This window comes from Acidisoma sibiricum, from assembly GCF_057837225.1.
This window is the reverse complement of the sequence record NZ_CM174445.1, coordinates 3,802,396-3,827,066: the sequence shown is the minus strand read 5'-3', so window position 1 is coordinate 3,827,066 and position 24,671 is coordinate 3,802,396. Positions and strand designations below refer to the sequence as shown.

18 protein-coding genes are annotated in these 24,671 nt (G+C 64.7%); 15 read left to right on the top strand and 3 right to left on the bottom strand.

Translation table 11 applies throughout. The features are described from left to right. Positions 1–170 precede the first annotated feature (170 nt). The 5 genes from AC3G7M_RS18080 to AC3G7M_RS18060 all read left to right on the top strand — a co-directional run bounded on the left by AC3G7M_RS18080 (position 171) and on the right by AC3G7M_RS18060 (position 11,911). Complete coding sequence (locus tag AC3G7M_RS18080; protein ID WP_489213530.1) at positions 171–2,684, top strand: glycogen/starch/alpha-glucan phosphorylase; 2,514 nt, start codon at positions 171–173, stop codon at positions 2,682–2,684. Between the two features lie 9 nt (positions 2,685–2,693). Next, on the top strand, positions 2,694–4,931 hold the full coding sequence (gene glgB / locus AC3G7M_RS18075) for a 1,4-alpha-glucan branching protein GlgB (protein WP_489213529.1): 2,238 nt from the start codon (positions 2,694–2,696) through the stop codon (positions 4,929–4,931). Between the two features lie 36 nt (positions 4,932–4,967). Next, positions 4,968–6,461: a glycogen synthase GlgA gene (glgA, locus tag AC3G7M_RS18070; RefSeq protein WP_489213528.1), complete on the top strand. Its 1,494-nt coding sequence runs from the start codon at positions 4,968–4,970 to the stop codon at positions 6,459–6,461. Continuing rightward, positions 6,458–10,735, top strand: coding sequence for a glycogen debranching protein GlgX (gene glgX, locus AC3G7M_RS18065; RefSeq protein WP_489213527.1), 4,278 nt, complete (start codon positions 6,458–6,460; stop codon positions 10,733–10,735). The genes glgA and glgX overlap by 4 nt, the downstream gene beginning before the upstream one ends. Before the next feature lie 90 nt (positions 10,736–10,825). After that, positions 10,826–11,911, top strand: coding sequence for a lipid A deacylase LpxR family protein (locus AC3G7M_RS18060; protein WP_489213526.1), 1,086 nt, complete (start codon positions 10,826–10,828; stop codon positions 11,909–11,911). A gap of 17 nt (positions 11,912–11,928) precedes the next feature. Here AC3G7M_RS18060 and AC3G7M_RS18055 read toward each other — a convergent pair whose 3' ends face one another. Beyond that, positions 11,929–12,588 (bottom strand): uracil-DNA glycosylase, encoded by a 660-nt coding sequence (locus tag AC3G7M_RS18055; RefSeq protein WP_489213525.1) that lies wholly within the window; start codon positions 12,586–12,588, stop codon positions 11,929–11,931. Positions 12,589–12,734: 146 nt separating this feature from the next. On the opposite strand from AC3G7M_RS18055, the gene folK reads away from it, so the two are divergent. The 4 genes from folK (at position 12,735) to acpS (ending at position 16,496) form a co-directional block, all read left to right on the top strand. Continuing rightward, positions 12,735–13,283, top strand: a complete 549-nt coding sequence (gene folK / locus AC3G7M_RS18050) for a 2-amino-4-hydroxy-6-hydroxymethyldihydropteridine diphosphokinase (protein ID WP_489213524.1) — start codon at positions 12,735–12,737, stop codon at positions 13,281–13,283. A gap of 70 nt (positions 13,284–13,353) precedes the next feature. Next, positions 13,354–13,752: a DNA-directed RNA polymerase subunit omega gene (gene rpoZ, locus AC3G7M_RS18045; RefSeq protein ID WP_489213523.1), complete on the top strand. Its 399-nt coding sequence runs from the start codon at positions 13,354–13,356 to the stop codon at positions 13,750–13,752. A 6-nt stretch (positions 13,753–13,758) separates the two neighbouring features. Then, positions 13,759–16,083 carry a RelA/SpoT family protein gene (locus AC3G7M_RS18040; RefSeq protein ID WP_489213522.1) on the top strand — a complete coding sequence of 775 codons (2,325 nt, stop codon included), beginning with the start codon at positions 13,759–13,761 and terminating at the stop codon, positions 16,081–16,083. Then, positions 16,083–16,496 carry a holo-ACP synthase gene (gene acpS / locus AC3G7M_RS18035; protein WP_489213521.1) on the top strand — a complete coding sequence of 138 codons (414 nt, stop codon included), beginning with the start codon at positions 16,083–16,085 and terminating at the stop codon, positions 16,494–16,496. The genes AC3G7M_RS18040 and acpS overlap by 1 nt, the downstream gene beginning before the upstream one ends. Before the next feature lie 3 nt (positions 16,497–16,499). Here acpS and AC3G7M_RS18030 read toward each other — a convergent pair whose 3' ends face one another. Then, positions 16,500–17,981 carry an FAD-dependent oxidoreductase gene (locus tag AC3G7M_RS18030; protein WP_489213520.1) on the bottom strand — a complete coding sequence of 494 codons (1,482 nt, stop codon included), beginning with the start codon at positions 17,979–17,981 and terminating at the stop codon, positions 16,500–16,502. A gap of 330 nt (positions 17,982–18,311) precedes the next feature. On the opposite strand from AC3G7M_RS18030, the gene pqqA reads away from it, so the two are divergent. Genes pqqA through AC3G7M_RS18000 form a run of 6 tightly spaced genes read left to right on the top strand, consistent with a single transcriptional unit; the run spans position 18,312 to position 23,842 of the window. After that, the gene (pqqA, locus tag AC3G7M_RS18025) at positions 18,312–18,392 is read left to right on the top strand and encodes a pyrroloquinoline quinone precursor peptide PqqA (protein WP_489216098.1); all 81 of its coding nucleotides are present in this window, start codon (positions 18,312–18,314) and stop codon (positions 18,390–18,392) included. A gap of 39 nt (positions 18,393–18,431) precedes the next feature. Continuing rightward, entirely contained in the window at positions 18,432–19,343 is a 912-nt protein-coding gene (gene pqqB / locus AC3G7M_RS18020; protein WP_489213519.1) for a pyrroloquinoline quinone biosynthesis protein PqqB, read from the top strand. Then, positions 19,340–20,077: a pyrroloquinoline-quinone synthase PqqC gene (gene pqqC / locus AC3G7M_RS18015; protein WP_489213517.1), complete on the top strand. Its 738-nt coding sequence runs from the start codon at positions 19,340–19,342 to the stop codon at positions 20,075–20,077. The genes pqqB and pqqC overlap by 4 nt, the downstream gene beginning before the upstream one ends. 2 nt (positions 20,078–20,079) lie before the next feature. Continuing rightward, positions 20,080–20,367, top strand: coding sequence for a pyrroloquinoline quinone biosynthesis peptide chaperone PqqD (gene pqqD, locus AC3G7M_RS18010; RefSeq protein WP_489213516.1), 288 nt, complete (start codon positions 20,080–20,082; stop codon positions 20,365–20,367). Beyond that, positions 20,364–21,461: a pyrroloquinoline quinone biosynthesis protein PqqE gene (pqqE, locus tag AC3G7M_RS18005; RefSeq protein WP_489213515.1), complete on the top strand. Its 1,098-nt coding sequence runs from the start codon at positions 20,364–20,366 to the stop codon at positions 21,459–21,461. The genes pqqD and pqqE overlap by 4 nt, the downstream gene beginning before the upstream one ends. Before the next feature lie 14 nt (positions 21,462–21,475). Next, entirely contained in the window at positions 21,476–23,842 is a 2,367-nt protein-coding gene (locus tag AC3G7M_RS18000; protein ID WP_489213514.1) for a membrane-bound PQQ-dependent dehydrogenase, glucose/quinate/shikimate family, read from the top strand. A gap of 63 nt (positions 23,843–23,905) precedes the next feature. Here the strand turns inward: AC3G7M_RS18000 and AC3G7M_RS17995 are convergent, their stop codons facing one another. Next, entirely contained in the window at positions 23,906–24,601 is a 696-nt protein-coding gene (locus AC3G7M_RS17995) for a VIT1/CCC1 transporter family protein (protein WP_489213512.1), read from the bottom strand. Between the last annotated feature and the right edge of the window lie 70 nt (positions 24,602–24,671).

Here is a 24,671-nt window from a genome sequence, read left to right as displayed (position 1 = left end):
CGACGCCAGTTCGTCATGCTGCGACCGCGGAATGCCTCTTTCCTTCGTCCGCGATCATGCGCAAGCTGTGAACAATCGCCCCGTCTGTCCCGAAACGGAAAAGGCCGGTGGCAGGCCAGAAACTGACCTGAAACGGCCCTGGAGCCGCAATTGTTGAGGAGAGACCCCTGGTGACGTTAGACCATGACGCCCCGTCCGCCGCTCCCGCCACCCGCGCGCCCTATAGCGACGAAACTCCGGCCGAGGCGCTGGCCCGCGACGTCGCCGCGATGCGCGATAGTATCGAGCAGAAGCTCTACTATCAGGTCGGCAAGATCCGCATCGCCGCCAACAACCGGGATTGGTATGTGGCGACGGCGCTGGCGCTGCGCGACCGTGTCGTGGACGGCTGGCACCGCAGCACGGATTCGACCTACGCCTCGGGCGCCAAGCGCGTCTATTACATGTCGCTGGAATTCCTCATCGGCCGCCTGCTGCGGGACAATCTCGCCAATCTCGGCCTTTATGACGTGGTCAAGGCGGCGCTGGATGAGCTGGGTGTCGATTTCGACGCCATCCGCCAGATGGAGCCCGATGCCGCCCTCGGCAATGGCGGCCTCGGCCGTCTGGCCGCCTGCTACCTTGAAAGCATGTCGAGCCTCGCCATTCCGGCCATCGGCTACGGCATCCGCTATGAACACGGCCTGTTCCGTCAGATCGTCAAGAACGGCTTTCAGCAGGAATATCCCGAGGACTGGCTGGAACTGGGCAATCCCTGGCAGTTCGAGCGGCCGGAAATCTCCTATGACATCGGCTTCGGCGGCGAAGTCGAAATGGTCTCGGACTCTGATTCGGAATCCCAGCATGAATGGCACCCGGCCGAACGGGTCTCGGCCATCGCCTATGACATCCCGATTGTGGGCTGGCGCGGGCGGCATGTGAATGCGCTGCGCCTGTGGTCGGCGCGCGCGGTCGATCCGATCAGGCTCGATGCCTTCAATCAGGGCGACCATGTCGGCGCACTCAGCGAACGCACCCGCGTGGAAGCCATCTCCCGCGTGCTCTATCCCAGCGACGAGACCCCGGCAGGGCAGGAACTGCGCCTGCGGCAGGAGTATTTCTTTGCCGCCGCCAGCCTGCAGGATCTCATCCGCCGCCATCTGAAATCCTTCAAGACCATCGAAACGCTGCATGAGAAGGCGGCGATCCAGCTCAATGACACGCATCCGTCGATCGCCGTGATCGAACTCATGCGCATCCTGGTCGATGTCCATAAGGTGCCCTGGCAACAGGCCTGGGACATTACGCGTAAGACTTTCTGCTATACCAACCATACCCTTTTGCCTGAGGCGCTGGAAACCTGGCCGGTTCCGCTGATGGAGCGGCTGCTGCCGCGCCACATGCAGATCATCTATCTGCTCAATCTGATGTTCCTGGATGAGGTGAAGCATCGCTTCCCGGACGATGTCGCGATGATGACCAGCCTCTCGCTGGTCGATGAAACCCATGGCCGGCGCGTGCGCATGGGCAATATCGCCTTCCTCGGCTCGCACAAGGTCAACGGCGTCTCCGCGCTGCATACCGATCTGATGCGCAAGACCGTCTTCCATGACTTTAATGCGATGTATCCAGACAGGATCAACAACAAGACCAATGGCATCACTTTCCGCCGCTGGCTCTACCAGTCCAATCCGGGTCTGACGCAGCTCATCGTCGATGCGGTGGGGCCGGGCATCCTCGATGACGAGACGCAGTTCATCAAGCTGGCGCCCTTCGCCGATGATGCGAGCTTCCAGGAGAAGTTCGCCGCGGTGAAGCAGGACAACAAGGCGGCTCTGGCCCGCCTGGTACGCGAGCGGGTGGGGGTCAGGCTCAACCCGCAGGCGCTGTTCGATGTCCAGATCAAGCGCATTCACGAATATAAGCGGCAGCTGCTCAATATTCTGGAGACGATCGCGCTCTACAACGCGATCCGCGCCCAGCCGATGCGGGACTGGACGCCGCGCGTCAAGATTTTCGCCGGCAAAGCCGCGCCCAGCTACCATCGTGCCAAGCTCATCATCAAGCTCGCCCATGACGTGGCGCGCGTCATCAACAGCGACCCCACGCTGCGCGACGCCCTCAAGGTTGTGTTCCTGCCGAACTACAATGTCAGCCTGGCCGAGGTCATCATTCCCGCGGCCGATCTCTCCGAGCAGATTTCGACGGCCGGCATGGAGGCGTCGGGCACCGGCAACATGAAGTTCGCGCTCAATGGCGCGCTGACCATCGGCACGCTGGATGGCGCGAATGTGGAGATGCTTGAAAGGGTGGGCAGCGACAATATCTTCATCTTCGGCATGACGGCCGAGGAGGTTGAAGCCCGCCGCCGTCAGACCATTGATTCATCCGATTTCATCGCCAAATCAGACGTGCTTCAGGAGGTTTTGACGGCTGTCGAGAACGGCAATTTCAGCCCCGACGATCCGGGTCGTTATCGCGGGTTGATCGATGCCATCCGTCATCATGACTACTTCATGGTCGCGGCCGATTTCGATGACTATTATCAGCGCCAGCGCGACGTCGGGTCTGTCTGGCGTCGCCAGCCAGACTGGCGGCGCTCGGCCATTCTCAATACAGCCGGCATGGGTTTCTTTTCCTCGGACCGATCGATCCGGGAATATGCGTCCGAACTTTGGAATGTGCCGACTTGGCCGAACAGGTAGAGCAATAACGTGACGACCATCGAACGCGAAAGGGGCGGCCTGCGCCGCGTCTTGGATTGGCGGGTTGCCCAGGCAGACCTTCAGGCCATTCTGGGCGCGCGGCATGGCGATCCCTTTGGCGTTCTGGGCCCGCATAGGACGGATGCCGGGCCGGCGGTGCGGGCTTTCGTGCCCAATGCCGAAAGCCTGGCGGTGATCGGGCCGGATGACCGGCTTTTCGTCAACCTGACCCGCAAGCACGCCCATGGCTTCTTTGAAGGCCTGGTGCCGGATCTTCAGCCCGGCACGCTCTACAAGCTCCGCGCGCAGAATGCGGGTGGCGTCTGGGAATTGTATGACCCTTACGCCTTCCCGCCGGTGCTCGGCGCGCTCGACGATTACCTCTTTGCCGAAGGCACGCATCAGCGCGTGTTCGAGCGTCTCGGCGCCCATGTCATGACCCATGAGGGCGTGCCCGGCGTGCATTTCGCCGTCTGGGCGCCCAATGCGCGCCGCGTCGCCGTGGTGGGGGATTTCAACAGCTGGGATGGCCGCCGCCATCAGATGCGCCGCCGCCCCGGCAGCGGCGTGTGGGAGATTTTCGCCCCCGAAGTCGCGGAGGGCGCCGCCTATAAATACGAAATCGTCGGGCCTCAGGGCGAGCTGCTGCCGCTGAAAGCCGATCCGGTCGGGTTTTCAGCCGAGATGCGGCCCTCGACGGCCTCTGTCATCGCGCGGATCGACAACTTCGCCTGGGATGACGCGGCGCATCGCGCGGCCCGCGGCACGGGGGACGCCCGCCGCAAGCCGATGACCGTCTATGAAGTGCATCTCGGCTCCTGGGCGCGGGGCGACAATAACCGCTTCCTGACCTATGACGAACTGGCCGACCGGCTCATCCCGTACGCGTACGAGATGGGCTTCACGCATCTTGAGCTGATGCCGATCACCGAGCATCCGCTCGATGCCTCCTGGGGCTATCAGCCGGTGGGGCTTTTCGCGCCCACCCGGCGCTTCGGTGACCCGGCGGCTTTTGCCCGTTTCGTCAACCGCGCGCACCAGTATGGATTGGGTGTCATCCTGGACTGGGTGCCCGCCCATTTCCCGACCGATGCGCATGGCCTGGCCCGCTTCGACGGCACCCATCTCTATGACCATGCCGACCCGCGGCGCGGCTACCACCCGGACTGGAATACGGCGATCTATAATTTCAGCCGCAACGAAGTCTCGGCGACCCTCGTCTCCAACGCCATCTACTGGCTGGATGTCTTTCATCTCGACGGGCTGCGCGTCGATGCCGTGGCGTCGATGCTGTATCTGGATTATTCGCGGAAGCCCGGTGAATGGATTCCGAACGAGGACGGCTCCAACGACAATCGCGAGGCGGTCGCCTTCCTGCGCCGCGTCAACGAACTCGCCTATGCCAATTTCCCTGGCACGGCGATGATCGCTGAGGAGTCAACGGCCTGGGCCGGCGTCTCGGCGCCCACCTATAGCGGGGGCTTGGGCTTCGGCTTCAAGTGGAACATGGGCTGGATGCACGACACCCTGGACTATATGGCCCAGGACCCTGTGCATCGAAAATGGCACCATGACCGCATGACCTTCGGCATGGTCTATGCCTTTACCGAGAATTTCATGCTGCCGCTGTCGCATGATGAAGTGGTCTACGGCAAGAAATCCATCCTCGGCCGCATGCCGGGCGATGAATGGCAGCGCTTTGCCAATCTGCGCGCCTATTACGGTTTCATGTGGGCGCAGCCGGGCAAGAAGCTGCTCTTCATGGGCCAGGAATTTGGCCAGAGCGGGGAATGGAATTTCGAGCGCAGCCTTGACTGGCATGAGACGGAGCAGGCGCCGCATGCCGGTGTGCAGCGTCTGGTGCGTGACCTTAACCACCTCTATCGCGCGACGCTCGCGCTGCATCGGCGCGACTGCGAGCCCGAGGGCTTCCGCTGGATCGTCTCCGATGATGCCGAACAGTCTGTCTTCGCCTGGGTCCGCATGGGCGGTGAGGAGGGTATCGCGCCCGTCGCCGTCGTCTCCCATTTCACGCCGGTGCTGCGCGAAGGCTATCGCATCGGCCTGCCATTTGCCGGTCGCTGGCGGGAAATCCTCAATACCGATGCCGGTCTCTATGGCGGCGGCAACCAGGGCAATGGCGGCGCTATCCTGGCCGAAGACATCCCAAGCCACGGCTTCCCGGCCTCTGCGGCGATCACCATTCCTCCTCTGGCCACGGTCTATTTCGCATATGATCCAGAATAACGGATGCTTGGACGGGTCTGAGCCGGTGCAGCGGTCGTGAGGAGCGCTGTCTCCGTTCTGTCCGTCGTCTCAGAGCTTTTCCCGCTCATCAAGACCGGCGGCCTCGCGGATGTTGCGGGGTCATTGCCGCTTTTCCTGAAGCCCGAAGGCATCAAGATCACCTCGCTGATCCCGGGCTACCCCAAGGTGCTTGCGAAGGTGTCGGGGGCTGAGGCGATCCATCATTTCGACGATCTCTTCGGCGGACCGGCACGGCTGCTGCGGGCGGTCGTCGGCGGGCTTGATATCCTCATCATCGACGCCCCCCATCTCTATGACCGTCCGGGCACGCCCTATACGGATGAGGACAAGGAAGATTGGCCCGATAACCCCATCCGCTTTGCTGCCCTCAGCGCGGTGGGGGCGGCCATTGGGCTCGGCGAAGTTGCGGCCTTCCGGCCCGATATCGTCCATGCCCATGACTGGCAGGCTGGATTGACGCCGGCCTATCTGCATTACCGGGCGGCAGACCGGCGGCGTCCGTCGTCCGTCATGACCGTGCATAACCTCGCCTTCCAGGGTCAATATGCGCCGGAACTATTGGACCGGCTTGGCCTTCCGCCCGATTCCATGGGCGTCGATGGCGTCGAATATTATGGCGGCATCGGCTTCCTGAAGGCGGGGCTGCAATTTGCCGATCGCATCACCACGGTCTCGCCCAAATATGCCGAGGAAATCGCCACCCTGCAGGGTGGCATGGGGCTGGGCGGATTGGTGCGAGACCGCATCGGTGATGTGCAGGGAATCCTCAATGGTATCGACGAGGATGTCTGGGACCCATCCACCGACAATCTCATCGCGGCAAAATTCGACCGGCTGCATATCAAGCCGCGGCGCATCAACAAGCTGACCTTGCAACGGCGGGTCGGCCTGCGTGAAGATGCGGATGTCTTGCTATTCGGTCTCATCAGCCGGCTGACCTGGCAGAAGGGCATCGACATGGTGCTCGATGCCCTGCCGCTGATCCTCGGCACCGGGGCGCAGGTCGCCTTCATCGGTCAGGGTGACCGGGCGATGGAGCGCGCGGTGCGCGACGCGGTGACAGCCTATCCCGGCCGTGTCGGCTGCGTCATCGGCTATGATGAGGAACTGGGCCATCTCATGCAGGCGGGGGCGGATGCGCTGCTACTGCCCTCCCGGTTTGAGCCCTGCGGCCTGACCCAGCTTTATGCGCTCCGCTACGGCTGCATCCCGGTCGTCGCCCGTGTCGGTGGCCTGTCCGACACCGTCATCGACGCGAATGAAATGGCGCGGGCGGAGGGCATCGGCACCGGCGTGCAGTTCCATCCGCCGACGGTCGAGATGCTGGAATCGGCCGCGCTGCGCGTCGCCGCGCTCTGGCGCAAACCGGCGCTTTGGCGCCGTATCCAGCGCAACGGCATGCGCACCGATGTGTCCTGGCGGCGTTCCGCGCGGCTCTATGCCCAACTATACCGGGAAATGGCCGACGGCCGCCCGGACATCACTGAGACTGAGGCTTTGCGCGCATGACCCTGGCGATCAAGGCGGACGGCTCGTCGGAGCCGCTCGGCGTGACGCTGACGGAGGGCGGCATCAATGTCGCCGTCTTCTCGGCCCATGCGACGGCGATCGAGTTCTGCCTGTTTGATGAGACGGGCGAGACCGAGATCGAACGCATCCTGCTGCCGTCGCGTACCTTCGATATTTTTCATGGTGAGATCGCGGGTGTGGGCGTCGGCGCGCGCTACGGCCTGCGTGCCTATGGTCCCTGGGCGCCTGCGGAGGGGCATCGCTTCAACCCCACCAAGCTGCTGATCGATCCCTACGCAACCCGGCTGGACCGGCCGTTCACGCTGCATGCGAGCATGTTCGACTGGCCGCCTGGTACCTCAACGGGCGCGCCGCCCAACCAGGATGACAGCGCACCTTTTATGCCCAAGGCGATCATCGAAGCGCCGGATGACGCCGTGGCCCTGCCGCCGCTCTCCTGGCAGCGGCAGGTCATCTATGAGATGCATGTGCGCGGCTTTTCCAAGCTGCGCGAGGATATCCCGGAACAGCTGCGTGGCACCTATGCGGCGATCGCCCAGGCGCCGCTGCTCTCCTATCTCACCGGTCTCGATATTGGTGCTGTGGAATTTCTGCCCTCCTCGGCCTGGCTGGAGGAGCGGCACCTGCCGCCGCTCGGTCTGACCAATTACTGGGGCTACAATCCCGTCACCTATATGGCGCCCGATCCGCGTCTGGCGCCCGGCGGCTTCGCGGAAATCCGCGCGACTGTTGAAGCCCTGCATGAACGCGGCATCGCCAGTCTGCTCGATGTCGTCTTCAACCATACGGGTGAGGGCGATGCGATGGGCCCCACCGTGTCCTTCCGTGGCCTCGACCATCGCAGCTATTATCGCTTCGTCCCTGGCCAGCCGGGCGTGCTGGTCAATGATACCGGCTGCGGCAATACGCTGGCAGTCGATCATCCGATCGTGCTGCGCATGGTCATGGACAGTCTCAGGCTCTGGGTTCGCCGCGCCGGCCTTTCGGGCTATCGCTTTGACCTGGCACCGGCAGTCGCACGCAACCCGTCGGTCTATGATCCGCGCGCGCCCTTCCTGCAGGCGGTGGCGCAAGATCCCAGCCTGCGCGGCATCGCCATGATCGCCGAGCCCTGGGACGTGGGGTATGGCGGCTATCAGGTCGGCGCCTTTCCGCACCCCTGGGGCGAATGGAACGACCGCTACCGGGACACCCTGCGACGCTTCTGGCGCGGGGACGCCGGGATGCTGGGCGAGACGACGACGCGCTTCGCGGGCTCGTCCGACATTTTCGGCCAGAGCACGCATCAGCCCTCGCGCAGCATCAATTTCATCACCGCGCATGACGGGTTCACCCTCGCCGATCTCGTCTCCTATGCGGGCAAGCATAATGAGGCGAATGGCGAGCAGAACCGCGACGGCACCACGGACAACCAGTCCTGGAACCATGGTGTTGAGGGGCCAAGCGCGGATGAGGGCGTTGTCATCGCGCGTCAGGCCGATATCCGGGCGCTGCTGGCAACCCTTCTGCTGTCGCGCGGCACGCCGATGCTGGCCGCCGGTGATGAACTCGGCCGCACGCAGCAGGGCAATAACAATGCCTATGCGCAGGATACGCCGATTTCATGGGTCGATTGGCACGCGGCCGATCATGGCCTTGCGCGTTTCACGGCAAAACTCATCGCGGCCCGCCGCGCCTGCCCGGCGCTGACGCATCTCGCCCATCTGACCGGCGATCCGGCGGATGACACATTGCGCCCCGATGTCGTCTGGCGGCGGCCGGACGGGGAGGGGATGCGGGTCGAGGATTGGCAGAATGCCGATAACCGGACGCTCATCGCTGATCTCTACCGGCCCGCAGCCTCGGGTGGTGGAGAGACCGGCAGCCGCGCTTTGGTCGTGCTGCATGCGGGCTGGTCCGGCTTTGTCCTCACCGTGCCGGCGCCGCGTCCGGGTTTCGTGTGGCGCCGCGCCATCGACAGTGCGGAGCCCGAGGCCGAAAGCGTCGTGGTCGATGCCGCGCTGCATGTGGAGGCGCGGACCGCGCTTTTGCTGATCGAGGAACCCTCGCTGACGGCGGCGCAGATCGTACCGGCGGAAAGTCTGGCACTCGCCCGGCGTGACCCGGCCGGCCGGCTCGCGACACTCACCCAAGCTGCAGGTCTGGCACAGGATTGGTGGGATATTGCGGGCACGCTCCATCATGTCCCCGATGACAGCAAGCGGGCCTTGCTGCGGGCGATGAAGCTTGCGGCGGACAGCCCGGCCGATATCGCGGAAAGCCTCTATCGCCTCACCAATCTGCGCGATTTCGCGTCTCTGCCGCCCAGCCTGGTGGTGCGTGAAGGGCATTCCATCACGCTGACGCTGGGGCCGGCGCTCGCCGCTTTGCCGCGGGCGATCGCCCTTGTGCTGACGCGCGAGGATGGCAGCCGGGCGCGTTTCGTGGTGCTGCCGGATGATGCCGGACGCGCGCCGGTGACAGGCGCTGACGGGCGTGTCGGTCATGTGCGCCATGTCTCCCTGCCGCCGCAGCCTATCGGCCGTCATCGGCTGGTCTGCGAGGATAGCGCAGAGCATGGCGAGATGCAGCTGACGGTCGCCCCCCAGCGCTGCTACCTGCCGCCGGCGCTGGCCGCAGGCGGACGCCGTTTCGGTATCGCGACTCATCTCTACAGTCTGCGCCGCGCGGGCGATCAAGGCATCGGTGACTTTTCAACCCTCGCCGCGGTTGGACGGCAGACGGCCGGCGTCGGCGGCGCGATCGTCGGCCTTAATCCCCTGCATGCCTTGTTCCCGGAAAACCGAAGCCTCGTCAGCCCCTACTCGCCGTCGGACCGGCGTTTTCTGGACCCGCTCTATATCGACGTCGCAAATCTGCCCTATCTCGGCGATCTGCCGGCGGTGCAGGCGGCACTGTCGGCCGAAGGTGGCGCCTTCGCGGGGTTGCACGAGCGCAGAGCCGTCGACTACCCCGGCGTCTGGGCTGCCAAGGTGCGGGTGCTGCGCGCGGCCTTCGCTGTCCTCACGGCACTGCCTGCCAGCCATCCGGCAGCGATCGCCTTTGCGCGCTTCCGGGCTGCCGGCGGCCGTGCCTTGACCCATTTCGCGACGTTCCAGGCCATCAGCGCCACCTACCCGGATGTCTCCTGGCAAGGCTGGCCCGCTGCTCTGCGTGACCCCGAGAGCAAGGCAGTACAGGATGTCACCCTTGCCCAGGCGGAGAGGGTCGATTTCTTCGCCTTCCAGCAATTCGTCGCCGACCATCAGCTGGCTGCGGCCGATGCGGCCTCCCGCGCGGCCGGCCTCTCGCTCGGCTTCTACCGGGATCTGGCGGTCGGCACGGCGCCTGTCGGTGCCGAAGCCTGGTCCGAGCAGGATTTGCTGATGACCGGGGTCTCAGTCGGCGCGCCACCGGACCCGTTTTCGGTCGAAGGGCAAAACTGGAACCTGCCGCCGCCCAACCCCTGGGCGATGCGCGCGCAAGCCTATGCCGGGTTCGGCGCGCTCTTGCGGGCCAATATGCGTCACGCCGGTGCGCTCCGCATCGATCATGTGCTGGGGCTGAACCGGCTGTTCCTGATCCCCGAGGGCGGCAAGCCTGCGGAAGGCGCCTATCTCGCCTATCCGCTGCAGGACATGCTGGGCATCACGGCACTGGAAAGTCAGGCCGCACGCTGCCTGGTGGTGGGCGAGGATCTAGGCACGGTGCCCGACGGCGTGCGGGAGGCGATGGCGGAGTCCGGTCTGCTCGCCTATCGCGTCTTCTGGTTCGAGCGCGAGGGCCAAGGCTTCCGTCCGCCCTCCGCCTATCCCGCCCTGGCCGCTGCCTGTGTCTCCACCCATGATCTGCCGACGCTCGCCGGCTGGTGGGAAGCCGCCGATATCGTGGAACGGCGCACGCTGCATCTGTCGGATGATGCGGCAACGGAGCAGGCGCTGGTGCAGCGGGCGGAGGAGAAACGCATCGCGCTTGCTGCGCTCGCGGCGCAGGGCCTGCTCGCGGATGTGGCGTCGATCGATCCCGTGGCGCCGATGTCCGATACCGTGGCAGCGGCCTTCCACGCCTATATCGGCCGCACGGCCTGCGTGCTCGATCTTGTCCAGGCCGATGATCTCGGGCGGGAAACCGAGGCTTTGAATTTGCCGGGAACCGATATGGAACGTCCGAACTGGCGGCGAAAAGTCATGCTGCCGGCCGACGCCTTATGGCAGACGCCGCTGGGCATTTTGATCAGAACCGGTCTTGCGGAACGCACAAGCACGATTGCGTGACAGAACACCTATAACCTGATCGTTGCTATTGCTGATGCGAGGGACGTGGATAAGGCTATATTTGTCGTAATTCGGATGTAATGTGTAAAGATGATGATACCGGAAAATCGCACTGGTCACAGTCGTCTGCGGCGCTTTACCGTCCCGCTTGCCATGGGGGTACTGATCGCGGCCAGCTTTGCCGCATCTCATCATGCCTTGGCGCAGACGCAGACGCAGCCGCAGACGGCGGCGCTTCCACCCGCCGATGACGGCAGCATCTATACCATTCGCATCGAAAACGATGTCACCGGAACGACGGACGAATACTATACCAGCGGCGTGCAGCTTGGCTGGACGGGGCCGACTGGCGAGGTGCCGGATTTCCTGGCCAATTTTGGCCATGCGCTGCTCGGCTCCGGCAATCAGCGTGTCAGCATCGATCTCAGTCAGCAGATGTACACGCCGTCGAATACGCAGCTTAACCCGCCCGATCCGAATGATCGTCCCTATGCGGCGACGCTGATGCTGACGGGACAACTCATTCAGGATACCGACACCAGCCGCACGCGGCTTGGCATGCAGGTCGGCGTGTTAGGGCCCGATGCCGGGGGTGAAATCGTCCAGAACGGTTTCCATGCCATCATCGGCGACACCCAGAACCGGGGTTGGGGCTATCAGCTCGACAATCGCCCTGAGCTGAATTTCTTTGCAGACCGCACCTGGCGCGTGCCGTTGCTCACGGTCGCCTCTCTGCCGGCGCTGAACGATGCGCCAGTCGGCGTCGATTTTCTGCCCGACGTCACGGGTTTCGTCGGCACCGAGCAGATCTACGCCCAGGCCGGCGGTGTCCTGCGCATCGGTCAGGGGCTTGAGGATGATTTCGGCGCCGGGCGCATCATGCCGGGCATCGATGGCGGTGACGCCTATCTGCCCGATTCCGGTTTCGCCTGGTATGTCTTCGGCGGGGCCGACGGGCAGGCGGTCGCCTATAACACCCTGCTTGCCGGCAATTCCTTCGCCAACGGGCCGAGCGTTGATACGGCCCCGCTGGTGGGCGAATTCGAGGTCGGCGTCGCGATGATCTGGCACGGCGTGCGCGTCACCGCCAGCCAGACCTGGCAGACGCATGAGTTCACATCCCAGCAGGGCGGCCTGTTCGACTTCGGCTCGGTTGCGGTCTCGGCGCGGTTCTAAGCGCCGCTCCGGGCGCGTCAGGCGGCTTCGGCGGCGATCCGTTCCAGAGAATCCTGCACTACGTCCTGGAACATCGCCTCGGTCAGCCGTCCCGTATTCGTGTTGTAGCGCGACACGTGATAGCTGTTCGCGAGGATCAGCCCGTCCGGCAGCTCATGCAGCGCGCCGTGGCGGAAGCGGACATGGCTTTGCTTGATGCCGCAGGCTTTCAGCACCGCCGTATGGGCCAATACGCCAAGGGCGATCGCGACCCGCAGCCCGGGCATGCGCTGCAGCTCATAGGTCAGGAAACGGTTGCAGGTCGCGGTCTCGGCCGGGGTCGGCAGATTGGCCGGCGGCACGCAGCGCACGGCATTGATGATGCGGCACCCGACCAGCTGCAGCCCGTCATCCGGCCTGGCGTCGAAGGCCCCCTCGGCCAGGCCGAACTGGATCAGCGTATTGTACAGCAGGATGCCGGCATGATCGCCGGTGAAGGGGCGGCCGGTGCGGTTGGCGCCGCGCACGCCCGGGGCCATGCCGACAATCGCGATGGGCGCGTCGATCGGCCCCCAGCTCGGCACCGGACCGTTGAACCAGTCGGGATGCGCCAGCCTATTGGCCTCCCGGTAGTCCACAAGCCGCGGGCAGAGCGGGCAGTCATGTGGCGGTTCGGTCCATTCGGGGGATTGCTGCATCCTGCTTCCTTCGGCGCTCGGCACAACCTGTGCGTGCATCAGTGTCTCCCTTGTGGCATAGCCTGGACGGCCCGCCTACGCATCATCACCCGGATTGCTTGCTACGGTCTTGCGCAAGCCTGTTCTCTCCGGCAGGGAGCGGTCCCATGATTCTGATCGCATTCGGCGCCAATCTGCCCGGGCAGGACGGCGCGCCCCCGCATGAGACCTGCCGGCAGGCTGTGATGGCGGTCGCTGCCCTGCCGGGGCTGCGGCTGGAGGCGGTCTCGCGCTTCTATGCCACCGCCCCGGTCCCCGTCTCAGACCAGCCCTCCTATATCAACGGCGTCATGCGTCTGTCCGGCATGGTCGATCCGGTCTGGCTGCTGGCCGAGATTTTGGCCATCGAGGCCCGGTTCGGCCGCACCCGCAGTATCGCCAATGCCGCCCGCAGCCTCGACCTCGACCTCATCGCCGTGGATGATCTCGTCCGCGAACCGCCCCAGCCGGACCCGATTCTGCCCCACCCCCGGGCGCATGAGCGGGCTTTCGTGCTGGTCCCGCTGATCGACGTGGCGCCGGACTGGCGCCATCCGGTGCTGGGCCTGACGCCCGCTGTCCTGCTCGCGAACCTGCCTGATCAGGCCATGGTCCTGGCCGAAATCCAGCCCTTCGCCGGGGGCTGGGATGCCAGCCATGCCGCGGGCCGGACGTAGAATCCTTGCGCTGGCCGGCCTGACGGGTTACTCACCGCGTTCTCTCATCTTTCACACGGAGATTGAGCGGATGGCGCGTGTCACCGTTGAAGATTGCATTGTGCAGGTCCCGAACCGCTTTGAGCTGGTTCTGCTGGCCTCTCAGCGGGCGCGCAATATCGCCCGCGGCGAGGAGCTGACGCTGGACCGCGACAATGACAAGAACCCTGTCGTCGCCCTGCGCGAAATCGCCGAGGAGAATGTTGATCTGGACCGCCTGGAAGGCGATCTGGTCCGCACGCTCTCCCGCGCGCCCGAGCCTGAGCCGGCCGACGAGGAGGTCATGGACCTCATCCCGACCGATCAGAACATTTTCGGCTTGCAGGACGTCTCTGCCGAGGAGGAGAATGCCCATATGGGGCGCGATGATTCTTCTCTCGACATTGAAGCGGCGATCGAGGCTGAACTCGGCGGTCGCGGTCGGCGATAAAACGCCATGGGTGATGGACGACGGTCTTACGCCGTCCACGCCTTGATAGGTCTGACGCGCGCGCCGCCTGACGGTGTGGCGTCCGGCCGGGGGGACCCACCGGCCAAGGGGCAGGGTATCGACAGCCTGCCGTTCTCGGCGCTTGAAAAGGCGCTGATCCTTAAAATCCAAAGCTACGATCCGAAGGTCGATGCCGGTCAGATCGACCGCGCCTTCGTCCTCGCCTCCACCGCGCATGCCGGCCAGCAGCGCGACAATGGCGACCCCTATATCACCCATCCGATCGCGGTCGCCGATATCCTGGCGGGCTACCGGCTTGATCCCGGCAGCATCATCACCGGCCTGCTGCACGATACGATCGAGGATACCGGCGTCACCCAGGCGCAGATCGAAAGCCAGTTTGGACCGGATGTCGCCCTGCTGGTCGATGGTGTCACCAAGCTCACCCGGCTTGAACTGCAATCCGACCGCACCAAACAGGCGGAGAATTTCCGCAAGCTGGTGCTGGCGCTGAGCAAGGACATCCGCGTCCTGCTCGTGAAGCTGGCCGACCGTCTGCATAATATGCGGACGCTGCATTTCATGGACAGCCAGACCCGCCGTCAGCGCATCGCGCGGGAGACGATGGAGATCTACGCCCCCCTTGCCGGCCGTATCGGCATGGACGCGATCAAAAGCGAGTTGCAGAATCTTGCCTTCGCGCAGCTGGAGCCCGAGGCCTTCGACAGCATCCAGGCGCGCCTCAACTTCCTGCGCGGCCAGGGTGCCGATGTCATCGAGGAAGTCCGGCGTGAGCTGATCCGCGTCTGCCGTGCCGCCGGCCTCACCCATATCGAGGTCACGGGCCGCGAGAAATCGCCCTTCTCCATCTGGGAGAAGATGCAAAAGCGTAATGTCGCGTATGAGCAGCTGTCCGACATCATGGCCTTCCGTCTTCTCGTGAAGACGCGGGACGAATGCTATATCGCGCTCGGCGCCATCCACTCGGCCTTTCCCGTCATTGCCGGTCGCTTTAAGGATTACATATCAACGCCGAAGGCCAACGGCTATAAAAGCATCCATACGGGTGTCACGCTGCGCGAGCCGCGCAATCAAAAGATCGAAGTCCAGATCAGGACGTTCGACATGCATGATATCGCTGAAAACGGTGTCGCCGCGCATTGGCTCTACAAGGATCGTGATCCGCAGGTGGCCGCCGACCTGCAGCGCTTCCGCTGGGTTCAGGATCTGCTCGAGATCCTTGAAAACAGCCAGGCCGCGGATGAGTTCCTGGAAAATACCAAGCTCGAACTCTATCACGATCAGGTCTTCTGCTTTACGCCCAAGGGCGAGCTGATCCAGCTGCCGCGTGGCGCCACGCCGGTCGATTTCGCCTATGCCGTGCATAGCCAGGTGGGTGACACCTGTGTCGGCGCCAAGATCAACGGGCGCCTGATGCCGCTGCGCTACGAGCTGCAGAACGGCGATCAGGTGGAGATCATGACCGCCCGTGGCGGCACGCCGTCCCCGCAATGGGAACGCTTCGTCGTCACCGGCAAAGCCCGCGCCCGCATCCGCCGCTTCGTCGCCCAGCAGCAGCGCACCATCAATCGCGAGCAGGGCAGGGCGGTGCTGGCAAAGGCCTTCCGCCAGGAAGGGCTGGACGGGTCGGAACGCGCGCTGGAACCCGCGCTCAAAACCCTCAAGCTGCTCACCGTCGATGATCTGTATGTGGCGGTCGCCAGCGGCCATGTCGGGCCCAAGGATGTCGTCCACGCGGCCTATCCCGAAATGCGCGAGACGGCGCGTGCGCCGCGTCTGCTGCCTGGCATGGGCCTGCCGCCGCGCCCCGCAGGCCGCGCCGGGTCGAAGTCTGACGACAGTGCTGCCGGTCCGCCCATCCGCGGCCTCATCTCCGGCATGGTCGTCAGCTACGCGGGCTGCTGCCATCCGCTGCCGGGTGACCCCATCGTCGGCATTGTCGCGACCGGCCGGGGTGTCACCATCCATACCCGCGATTGCCCGCAGCTGCAGAGTTTTGCCGCGACCCCCGAGCGCTTTCTTGATGTCGAATGGGATGACACGCTGCCCGCCTCCGCCCGCGGTGGCCAGGCCTATTCCGGCCGCGTCAGCGTCATCGCGACCAATGAGCGTGACCTGCTGCCCAATATCTCAAACGCCGTCACCAAGCATGACGGTTCGGTGCTCAATCTGCGCGTCGTCAGCCGGCAGCAGGATTTTTGCGAAATCCTGCTCGATGTGGAGGTGCGCAACCTGCGCCATCTCTCGACCGTCATCGCGGGGCTGCGCGCCACCAGCGGTATCACCCAGGTGGAGCGGGCGAAGGGCTGATGATCATCGGTATCGGGTCCGACCTTTGCGACATCCGCCGGGTTGAGAAGGCGATGGCGCGCTTCGGCAATCGCTTTTTGGAACGCGTGTTTACGGAGACCGAACGGCGCAAGGCGCTGCGCCGGACGGAGAAACTGCAGGCGCCGACCTTCGCCAAGCGCTTCGCCGCCAAGGAGGCCTGCGCCAAGGCGCTGGGCACCGGTTTCAACGCCGGCGTCTTCATGTCCGATCTCGGCGTGGTCAACCTGCCGTCCGGCGCGCCGACCCTGAAATTGACCGGCGGCGCCGCGCGGCGTCTGGCCGCGCTGACCCCGCCGGGCATGGTGGCACAGGTCGCGCTGACCATGACGGACGAATATCCTTACGCCTTCGCTCAGGTCATCATCTCGGTGGTGCCGAGCCAGGACGGGTAAGACTCACGCGGCGAGGCCGCCCAGATAGGCGCTGGCCTCTGCCCATTGGCCGGCCTTGCCCGCGAAGCCGATATAGCCGTCGGGCCGGACCAGCAGAACAAGGCCCGGTTCCGGTGACGGGCGGGCCGCGTCCTCCAGCAGGGCCGGAAACTGCGTCAGCAGCGCCGCGCTCTCCGGCCCTGCCTCGGCATACAGCACGAAGCGCGGCCGATTGCCCGCGCCAGGTGGGGCGCCAGCGTAATGCTCGGGCGGCAGGCGCGCCCCCGCCGTCAGCCCATGCGCGCCACGTTTCGCCCCGGCTGAAAGCGGGCTCTCCGCATAGGCGATTTCGATCTCGCTCATTTGCAGCGCCATCCGGTCGCGGATCGGGGCCAGGCCCAGGGCAAAGCGCAGCACCAGGTTGCGCACCCCCTGGGCGGCCGGATGGGCGAGCGTCGCCATCTCCGTCATGCGGCCGGCATTGCGCAGCACCATCTCACCCACGGCGCTGCGCTCAGGGCTGTAGCTGAGCAGCAGATCCGGGTCGGCCACGCCGTGGCGCACCATGGCGAGCTTCCAGGCGAGGTTGATCGCATCCTGCATGCCGGTATTCATGCCCTGGCCGCCGGCGGGGCTATGAATATGGGCGGCGTCCCCCGCCAGGAAGATGCGGCCCTGCCGGTACTCGGTGACCTTGCGTTCATGCACCCGGAAATTGGCGAGCCATTGCGGGTCTTCGGCCGTGAAGCCGCCGCCGGTGCGCCCATCAATCAGGGCCTGGATCGCGTCCAGGCTCGGCTCCGGCCGTGGCCTCGCGGGGTCCGTGGCACCCAGCGTCGCGACCACGCGGAAGCGCGGCCCCGGCATGGGGAAAATCACCACCAGCCCGTCCCGATGCAGATAGAGGCTGACCTCGTCGGCGGGCGGCGCCGAAGGGCCCGTGAGCATCACATCGGCCAGCACCCAGTCATTCGGTTCGGGCGCGCCCGCGAATTCAACACCGAGGCCATGGCGCACGGTACTATGCGCGCCGTCGCAGCCCACCAGCCAATGGCAGTCGATCGTCTCTGCCCTGCCGTCGCCATGGCGCAGCGTGGCGCGGACATGGTCTCCCTGATCCGCGAAGGAAGTCAGTTCCACGATGCGGTCCACGCTGACGCCGAACTGCGCCAGATGGGCTGCCATCAGCCGTTCGGTGTCCCGCTGCGGGATCATCAGCGCGAAATTATAGACGCTCGGAATGGCGTCCAGCCTGGCATGGCCCAGGATTTGGCCGCCGCTGCGGATCGAGGCGCCATGGCCATGGATACCGGCGGCCAGAAATGCTTCCGTGCAGCCCATGCGGTCGAAAAGCTCCAGGCTGCGGCTCCAGATCGCCAGCGCCTTCGACGTCGTGGTCGGATGGGCCGCCTTGTCCACGATCCGCACCGACAAGCCGTAGCGCGCGAGTTCTGCTGCTAATGTAAGACCGACAGGGCCGGCTCCGACCACGAGAACATCCAGCATCAAGACCTCCCGATTTCGTTGCGGTTTTAGGACGATACGGCTGTTGGCGCCCAAAACGAAAGCGGCGCGCAAGGTGCCACAGGCTTGCTTACGAAAGCGTGATCTGGGGGCGGACTGCAATCTCGATTTCGGTGTTTTCGATCCTTACGCCGGACAGGGCGCAGGCTTGCCGAATCTGCTGTTTTTCCGGTCTCACCGGGCGGATTGACTAAGCTGGCCCTGCGTCCCATCGCGGGCGGACTTGCCATTCGATTTTTGGCCGGGCGCGCGCCTTGCCACATCGCAAGCCGGCACCTAATTACAGAGTGTTCATCTTTGTGAGGTCATGTCATGGCTTGGAAAAAACCCCGTATCGTTGAAGTGTCGCTGGGTGCTGAGATCAACAGCTACGTCTGCGCGTCGAAGTCCTGATGTTCATCCGCTCCTGAAAGGGAGCGGATTTTTTTATCCATGATAGCAATCACCGTCCTCGGGGCGGCGGCCGGTGGCGGCTTTCCGCAATGGAATTCCAATGCGGAAGCCTGCCGTCGCGCCCGCGCCGGCGATCCTGCTTGTCCGCCGCAAAGCCAGGCCTCTCTGGCGATCAGCGCAGATGAGACGGATTGGTTTCTGGTCAATGCCTCGCCGGACCTGCGTCAGCAGATCCTGGCCACGCCCGCGCTGACACCAACGGCCGGGCTGCGCTCCTCACCGCTGCGCGGCGTTGTACTGACAGCCGGTGAGGTCGATACCATCGCTGGCCTGCTGTGTCTGCGCGAACGGCACAGATTTTCCATTTTTGCAACGCAGACCGTGCTCGATATCGTCGGAATAAATCCGATTTTTGACGCGCTGGCGTCAGACTTCGTGGACCGCCACAGCATCCCGCTCAACACGGGTTTCGATCTCGCACATGCAGGCGGGCAGCGGCTGCGCGCGACACTCTTTCCGGTTCCGGGCAAGGTGCCGCTTTTTCTGGAGCAGGATGGCGCCCCGACTGCATCCGATGACGATGTCTGCGGTCTGGAAATTTCCGATGGAGACAAGCGCGTCGTCATCGTTCCTGGTTGTGCCCACATCACAGATGTGCTGAAAGATCGGTTGTCCGGCGCTGACTTGCTCTTCTTTGATGGCACGCTTTGGCAGGATGACGAGATGATCGCGGCCGGTCTTGGCCCCAAAACCGGCCGCCGCATGGGGCATATGCCGGTCTCGGGTCCCGGCGGCACGCTGGAAGCCTTTGCCGATGTCCCCCTGTGCCGCAAGATTCTCATCCATCTCAACAATTCCAATCCCATTCTCGATCGTAGCTCGGCAGAACATGCGGCCGTGCGTGCGGCAGGCTGGGAGATCGCCTTCGATGGCATGAGGGTGAGGCTATGACGGATACGGTCCTATCTGCCGCAGAGCTTGACGCCGCACTCCACGCAATCGGTGCCGAGCGCTACCACAATCTGCATCCCTTTCACCGCCTGTTGCATGACGGCAAGCTGAGTCGCGGCCAGGTTCAGGCTTGGGCGCTCAACCGCTACTACTATCAAAGCCGCATTCCGGCGAAGGATGCGAGCCTGATGGCCCGCCTGCCAACGGCTGAACTGCGCCGCGAATGGCGCTCCCGCATCGTCGATCATGACGGTGACGGCCCCGGTACCGGCGGTATCGCGCGCTGGCTCAAGCTCGCCGAAGGTGTCGGCCTGGACGCTGACTATGTTGAGTCCGCCACAGGTATTCTTCCCGGCACGCGCTTCGCGGTCGATGCCTATGTGCGCTTCGTGGCGGAGCGCTCGGTTCTGGAGGCGATCGCCTCCTCCCTCACCGAGATGTTCTCGCCCTCCATCATCAGCGAACGTGTCGCCGGCATGCTGCAGCATTATGATTTCATCAAGCCGGAAACGCTGGCCTATTTCACGCCGCGTCTGACCCAGGCGCCAAAGGATGTGGCTTTCGCACTGGACTATGTGAAACGTCATGCGACGGACGCCGAGAAGCAGACCGCCGTTCTCGCGGCATTGCGCTTCAAATGCGATGTGCTGTGGTCGCAGCTGGACGCGCTCTATTTCGCCTATGTCAGTCCGGGTTTCGTTCCGCCGGGCAGTTTCCTTCCGGCAGAGGCTTGAGCGTGATCGGGCCCGCCAGCGTGCCGGCTTTTCCGCGCGGCGTGAAATACCGCTTCGATGCGGCGCGCAATGTCTGGGTATTGCTGACACCCGAACGCGCCATGATGCCGGATGACGCCGCCCAGGCGGTTCTCGGTGCGATCGACGGCACGCGAACCGTCGCCGCCATCGTCGCCGATCTCGCCGCGCGGTATGAGGCGCCGCAAGCGATCATCGAAGCGGACGTCGTCGAGATGCTGGGCGATCTGGCGGCCCGCGGCGTCATCGTCGATCGGGGGGAGGGCGCATGACCGCCATTCCACTGCCCATGGCCCTGGTCGCGGAAGTCACGCATCGCTGCCCTTTGCGCTGCCCCTACTGCTCCAACCCGCTGGAAATGGCCCGTGCCAGTGAGGAAGTCTCGACCGCCGACTGGTCCCGGCTTTTCAGTGAGGCCGCCGATCTCGGCGTCTTGCATCTGCATCTGTCGGGCGGTGAGCCCATGGCCCGCAGTGACTTGGCCGAACTCGTGCGTGCGGCTTCGGCCGCTGGTCTTTATGTCAACCTCATCACCTCCGGCGTCATGCTGGATGCGGCGAAAATGGCCGAGCTGGCGGATGCCGGGCTCGATCATGTGCAGCTCTCCTTCCAACATGCGGACACAGCGGAGGCCGAGCGTATCGGCGGCATGCGCGGTGCCCAGGCGCGCAAGCTTGCGGCCGCCCACCTGGTCACCGCCGCCGGCCTGCCGCTCACCTGCAATTTCGTCATTCATCGCCAGAATGCGCGCGAGGTGACTAGGATGATCGCACTCGGCGCTGCACTCGGCGCACAGCGGGTCGAGATCGCACACACGCAGTATTACGGCTGGGGCCTCATCAACCGGGATGCGCTTCTGCCGTATGAAGATGATCTGCGTCACGCGACAGCGGCGGTCGATGCCGGGCGCACGCTCCATGCCGGACGCATGGCGATCGACTATGTCACGCCCGATTATTACGGCGACCAGCCCAAAGCCTGCATGGACGGCTGGGCGCGCCGTTTCATCATTGTCGGCCCGCGCGGACAGGCACTGCCCTGCCACGCGGCCGAAACCATTCCCGGGCTCGTCTTCCCCGATATCCGCGCGCGTTCGCTCCGCGATATCTGGCATGACGATCCCACCTTCCGGCGTTTCCGCGGCACGGACTGGATGCCAGATCCATGCCAGAGTTGCGCCCTCAAAGAGAAGGATTGGGGCGGGTGCCGCTGCCAGGCTTTGGCCCTGGCAGGCGATGCCGCCGCCACCGATCCCGTATGCGCCCGGTCACCCAAGCATGACGTCATGCAAAGCCTGATCGAGGCGCGCGCGTCCGAGCCGCCGGACTTCATCTTCCGGCACAACGCCAAACCTGCAAGCCCCTGAAGGAACGCAAGGCGATGACCGCGACCGCGCGACCACCGATCATAGTGATCATAACAAGTCTTATCCTGGCTGTTGTCGGCCTGTATCTCGGCATTGGCGGCGCCTGGCTGCTCGCCCTTGGCGGCTCACCCTATTACCTCATTGCCGGCATCGCCATCCTGGTGACCGCCGTTCTCGCCTGGCGCCGTCAGGCGGCAGCCTTCTGGCTCTATGCGGCCGTGCTGCTCGGCACGCTGATCTGGGCGATCTGGGAAGTCGGTTTCGATTTCTGGCAGTTGGCACCCCGTGGTGACGTCATCGCCCCACTCGGCGTCTGGCTGCTTCTGCCCTTCGTCTCCCGCCGTATCGCCACCCCCGCTGTCGCGGGCAAGGCGGCGCTGGCGATCACCGTGGTCCTCGCCATCATCGCCCTCGGCGTCGCCCTCCCGCGGGATAGCCACGCAACCCGCGGCGTCGCGCATAATGCCGGCCAGCCTGCCGGCACCGTCGCCGCGACCGACTGGACCGCCTATGGCGGCACCAATGCGGGCGACCGCTTCTCGGGTCTGGATCAGATCACGCCCGCCAATGTCGGCAAGCTCAAGCTTGCCTGGCAGTTCCGTACCGGCGACATGCAGGGTCCGAACGACCCGGTGGAGACGACGGATGAGAATACGCCGCTCAAGATCGGCGACACGCTCTATGCCTGCTCGCCGCACCAGATCCTGTTCGCGATCGATGCCACTACCGGCAAGCTGAAGTGGAAGTTCGATCCCCAGATCAAGGACAACCCTACCTTCCAGCATCTCACCTGCCGCGGCGTCTCCTATCATGAGACGGTAGCCGGTGCGACAACGGTGGACGGCCAGCCTGCGCCCACCTCCTGCCCGCGCCGCATCTTCCTGCCCACCGATACCGGCTTTCTCTATGCCATCAACGCTGATGACGGCTCGCTGTGTGATGGTTTCGGCGATCACGGCCGCGTCGATCTGAAATATGGCAGTCCCTATGAGACGGCGGGCTTCTATGAAGGCACCTCGCCCCCGGCGGTCGGCTCTCAGGTCATCGTCATGGGCGGCTCGGTCATCGACAATTGGTCGAAGAAGGTGCCATCAGGCGCCATCCGCGGCCTCGACGTCTATTCCGGCAAACTGCTCTGGGTGTTCGATGCCGGCAATCATGACCCCAACGAAATGCCGTCCGCCACGCATGAGCTGACAGCGGGTTCGCCGAATTCCTGGGCGCCCTCGGTCATCGATGAAAACCTCGGCATGGTCTATGTGCCACTCGGCACCGGCGCCGATGACATCTGGGGCGGTAACCGCACGCCGGATGAGGAACGCTACGACAGCGCGCTGGTTGCGCTCGATATCAAGACCGGGAAGCTCATCTGGTCCTTCCAGAACGTGCATCACGATCTTTGGGACATGGATGTCCCGGCGCAGCCGAGCCTCGCTGATGTGCAGACGGCGGACGGCGTCGTGCCGGCCATCTATGCGCCTGCCAAGACCGGCAATATCTTCGTGCTCGACCGCCGCAACGGCCATCTGATCGTGCCGGCGCCCGAAACGCCGGTGCCGCAGACGGCGGCTCCCGGCGATCATGTCGCGGCCACCCAGCCCTTCTCCGATCTCTCCTTCCGGCCGCGCCAGAAGCTGACGGGCGCCAATATGTGGGGGGCCACCACCTTCGATCAGCTCGCCTGCCGCATCATGTTCCATTCGCTGAACTATGATGGCCCCTTCACGCCGCCCTCCGTCCGCGGGACGCTGGTCTTCCCGGGCGATCTCGGCATGTTTGAATGGGGTGGCATTGCGGTCGACCAGAAGGATCAGCTGGCGATCGCCAATCCCATGGGCATTCCCTTCGTCTCGCGCCTCATTCCGCGTGGCCCGAAGAACCCGGCCGAACCCTCCGCCAGCCTGCCGGCGGGGACCGAGACCGGCGTGCAGCCCATGTTCGGGGCGCGCTATGGCGTCAAGCTCGGCGCCTTCCTCTCGCCCATCGGCATTCCCTGCCTGGCGCCGCCCTGGGGCAATATCGCGGCGATCGATTTGCGCACCCATGCGGTGGTGTGGGAGCATCGCGTCGGCACCATCCGGGATGAGACGCCGATCCCGCTGCCCTTCGCGCTTGGCACGCCCATGCTGGGCGGACCGCTGGCGACCGCCGGCGGCGTCACCTTCCTGACGTCGACGATGGATTACTATATCCGCGCCTTCGACATGAAGGACGGCACGCTGCTCTGGCAGGACCGTCTGCCGGCGGGCGGGCAGTCGACGCCGATGACTTATTCGGTCGGCGGCAAGCAATACATTGTCACCGTCGATGGCGGCCACGGCTCCTTCGGCACCAAGATCGGCGACTATATCCGCGCCTATGCCTTGCCTGACGGTTCCTGATCCGCCGTCAGACTTCGGGTGACCAAAACGCCAGCCGGCATCTGCCGGCTGGCGTTTTCTGTTTCAGACGCTGTGGCCGATGATGGCGCCGACGGCGGCTGTCACGGCCATTGCCAGCGCCCCCCAGAACGCGACGCGCAGCGTCGGCTTCCAGATCGCCGCCCCGCCGGTGCGGGCGCCGATCGCGCCCAGCACCGCCAGCACGATCAGGGCGACGATGAAGATCACGGGCAGAATGGTGCCCTTGGGTGCGACCACAGCCGCGATCACCGGCAGAATGGCGCCGGCGGCGAAGGTCGCGGCTGAGGTCAGGGCCGCCTGGATCGGCCGCGCCGTCGAAATTTCCGAAATCCCCAGCTCGTCCCGGGCATGGGCGCCGAGCGCATCCTTGGCCATCAGCTGTTCCGCGACCTGCATCGCGAGGTCAGGCGCCAGTCCGCGCGCCACATAGATCTGCGCCAGTTCCTGGGTTTCGCCGCGGGGGTCGTGCAGCAGCTCGCGCTTCTCCCGGCCCAGATCCGCCGTTTCGGTATCCGATTGCGAGCTGACAGAGACATATTCGCCCGCGGCCATCGACATTGCCCCCGCCATCAGCCCGGCGATCCCGGCCGTCAGCACTTCGCCGCGGCTGGTGGCGGCCGCCGCCACGCCCAGCATCAGGCTGGCGGTGGAGATGATGCCGTCATTGGCGCCCAGCACCGCGGCGCGCAGCCAGCCGATCCGGGAGATAAGATGGTGTTCGGCATGGCGGCGCGGCATGGATCTGGTCCCTTGTGAGTAGCGGCACCTATGTGCAACGGCGGCGGTGGGGCGGGCGTGACGGCTTGAT

Excerpts from the sequence above, each read along its gene's own strand:
- glgX (WP_489213527.1), top strand. The coding sequence starts at position 6,458 with ATGACCCTGGCGATCAAGGCGGACGGCTCGTCGGAGCCGCTCGGCGTG.
- AC3G7M_RS18060 (WP_489213526.1), top strand. The coding sequence starts at position 10,826 with ATGATGATACCGGAAAATCGCACTGGTCACAGTCGTCTGCGGCGCTTT.
- AC3G7M_RS18055 (WP_489213525.1), bottom strand. The coding sequence starts at position 12,588 with ATGCAGCAATCCCCCGAATGGACCGAACCGCCACATGACTGCCCGCTC.
- folK (WP_489213524.1), top strand. The coding sequence starts at position 12,735 with ATGATTCTGATCGCATTCGGCGCCAATCTGCCCGGGCAGGACGGCGCG.
- rpoZ (WP_489213523.1), top strand. The coding sequence starts at position 13,354 with ATGGCGCGTGTCACCGTTGAAGATTGCATTGTGCAGGTCCCGAACCGC.
- AC3G7M_RS18040 (WP_489213522.1), top strand. The coding sequence starts at position 13,759 with ATGGGTGATGGACGACGGTCTTACGCCGTCCACGCCTTGATAGGTCTG.
- acpS (WP_489213521.1), top strand. The coding sequence starts at position 16,083 with ATGATCATCGGTATCGGGTCCGACCTTTGCGACATCCGCCGGGTTGAG.
- AC3G7M_RS18030 (WP_489213520.1), bottom strand. The coding sequence starts at position 17,981 with ATGCTGGATGTTCTCGTGGTCGGAGCCGGCCCTGTCGGTCTTACATTA.
- pqqA (WP_489216098.1), top strand. The coding sequence starts at position 18,312 with ATGGCTTGGAAAAAACCCCGTATCGTTGAAGTGTCGCTGGGTGCTGAG.
- pqqB (WP_489213519.1), top strand. The coding sequence starts at position 18,432 with ATGATAGCAATCACCGTCCTCGGGGCGGCGGCCGGTGGCGGCTTTCCG.
- pqqC (WP_489213517.1), top strand. The coding sequence starts at position 19,340 with ATGACGGATACGGTCCTATCTGCCGCAGAGCTTGACGCCGCACTCCAC.
- pqqE (WP_489213515.1), top strand. The coding sequence starts at position 20,364 with ATGACCGCCATTCCACTGCCCATGGCCCTGGTCGCGGAAGTCACGCAT.
- AC3G7M_RS18000 (WP_489213514.1), top strand. The coding sequence starts at position 21,476 with ATGACCGCGACCGCGCGACCACCGATCATAGTGATCATAACAAGTCTT.
- AC3G7M_RS17995 (WP_489213512.1), bottom strand. The coding sequence starts at position 24,601 with ATGCCGCGCCGCCATGCCGAACACCATCTTATCTCCCGGATCGGCTGG.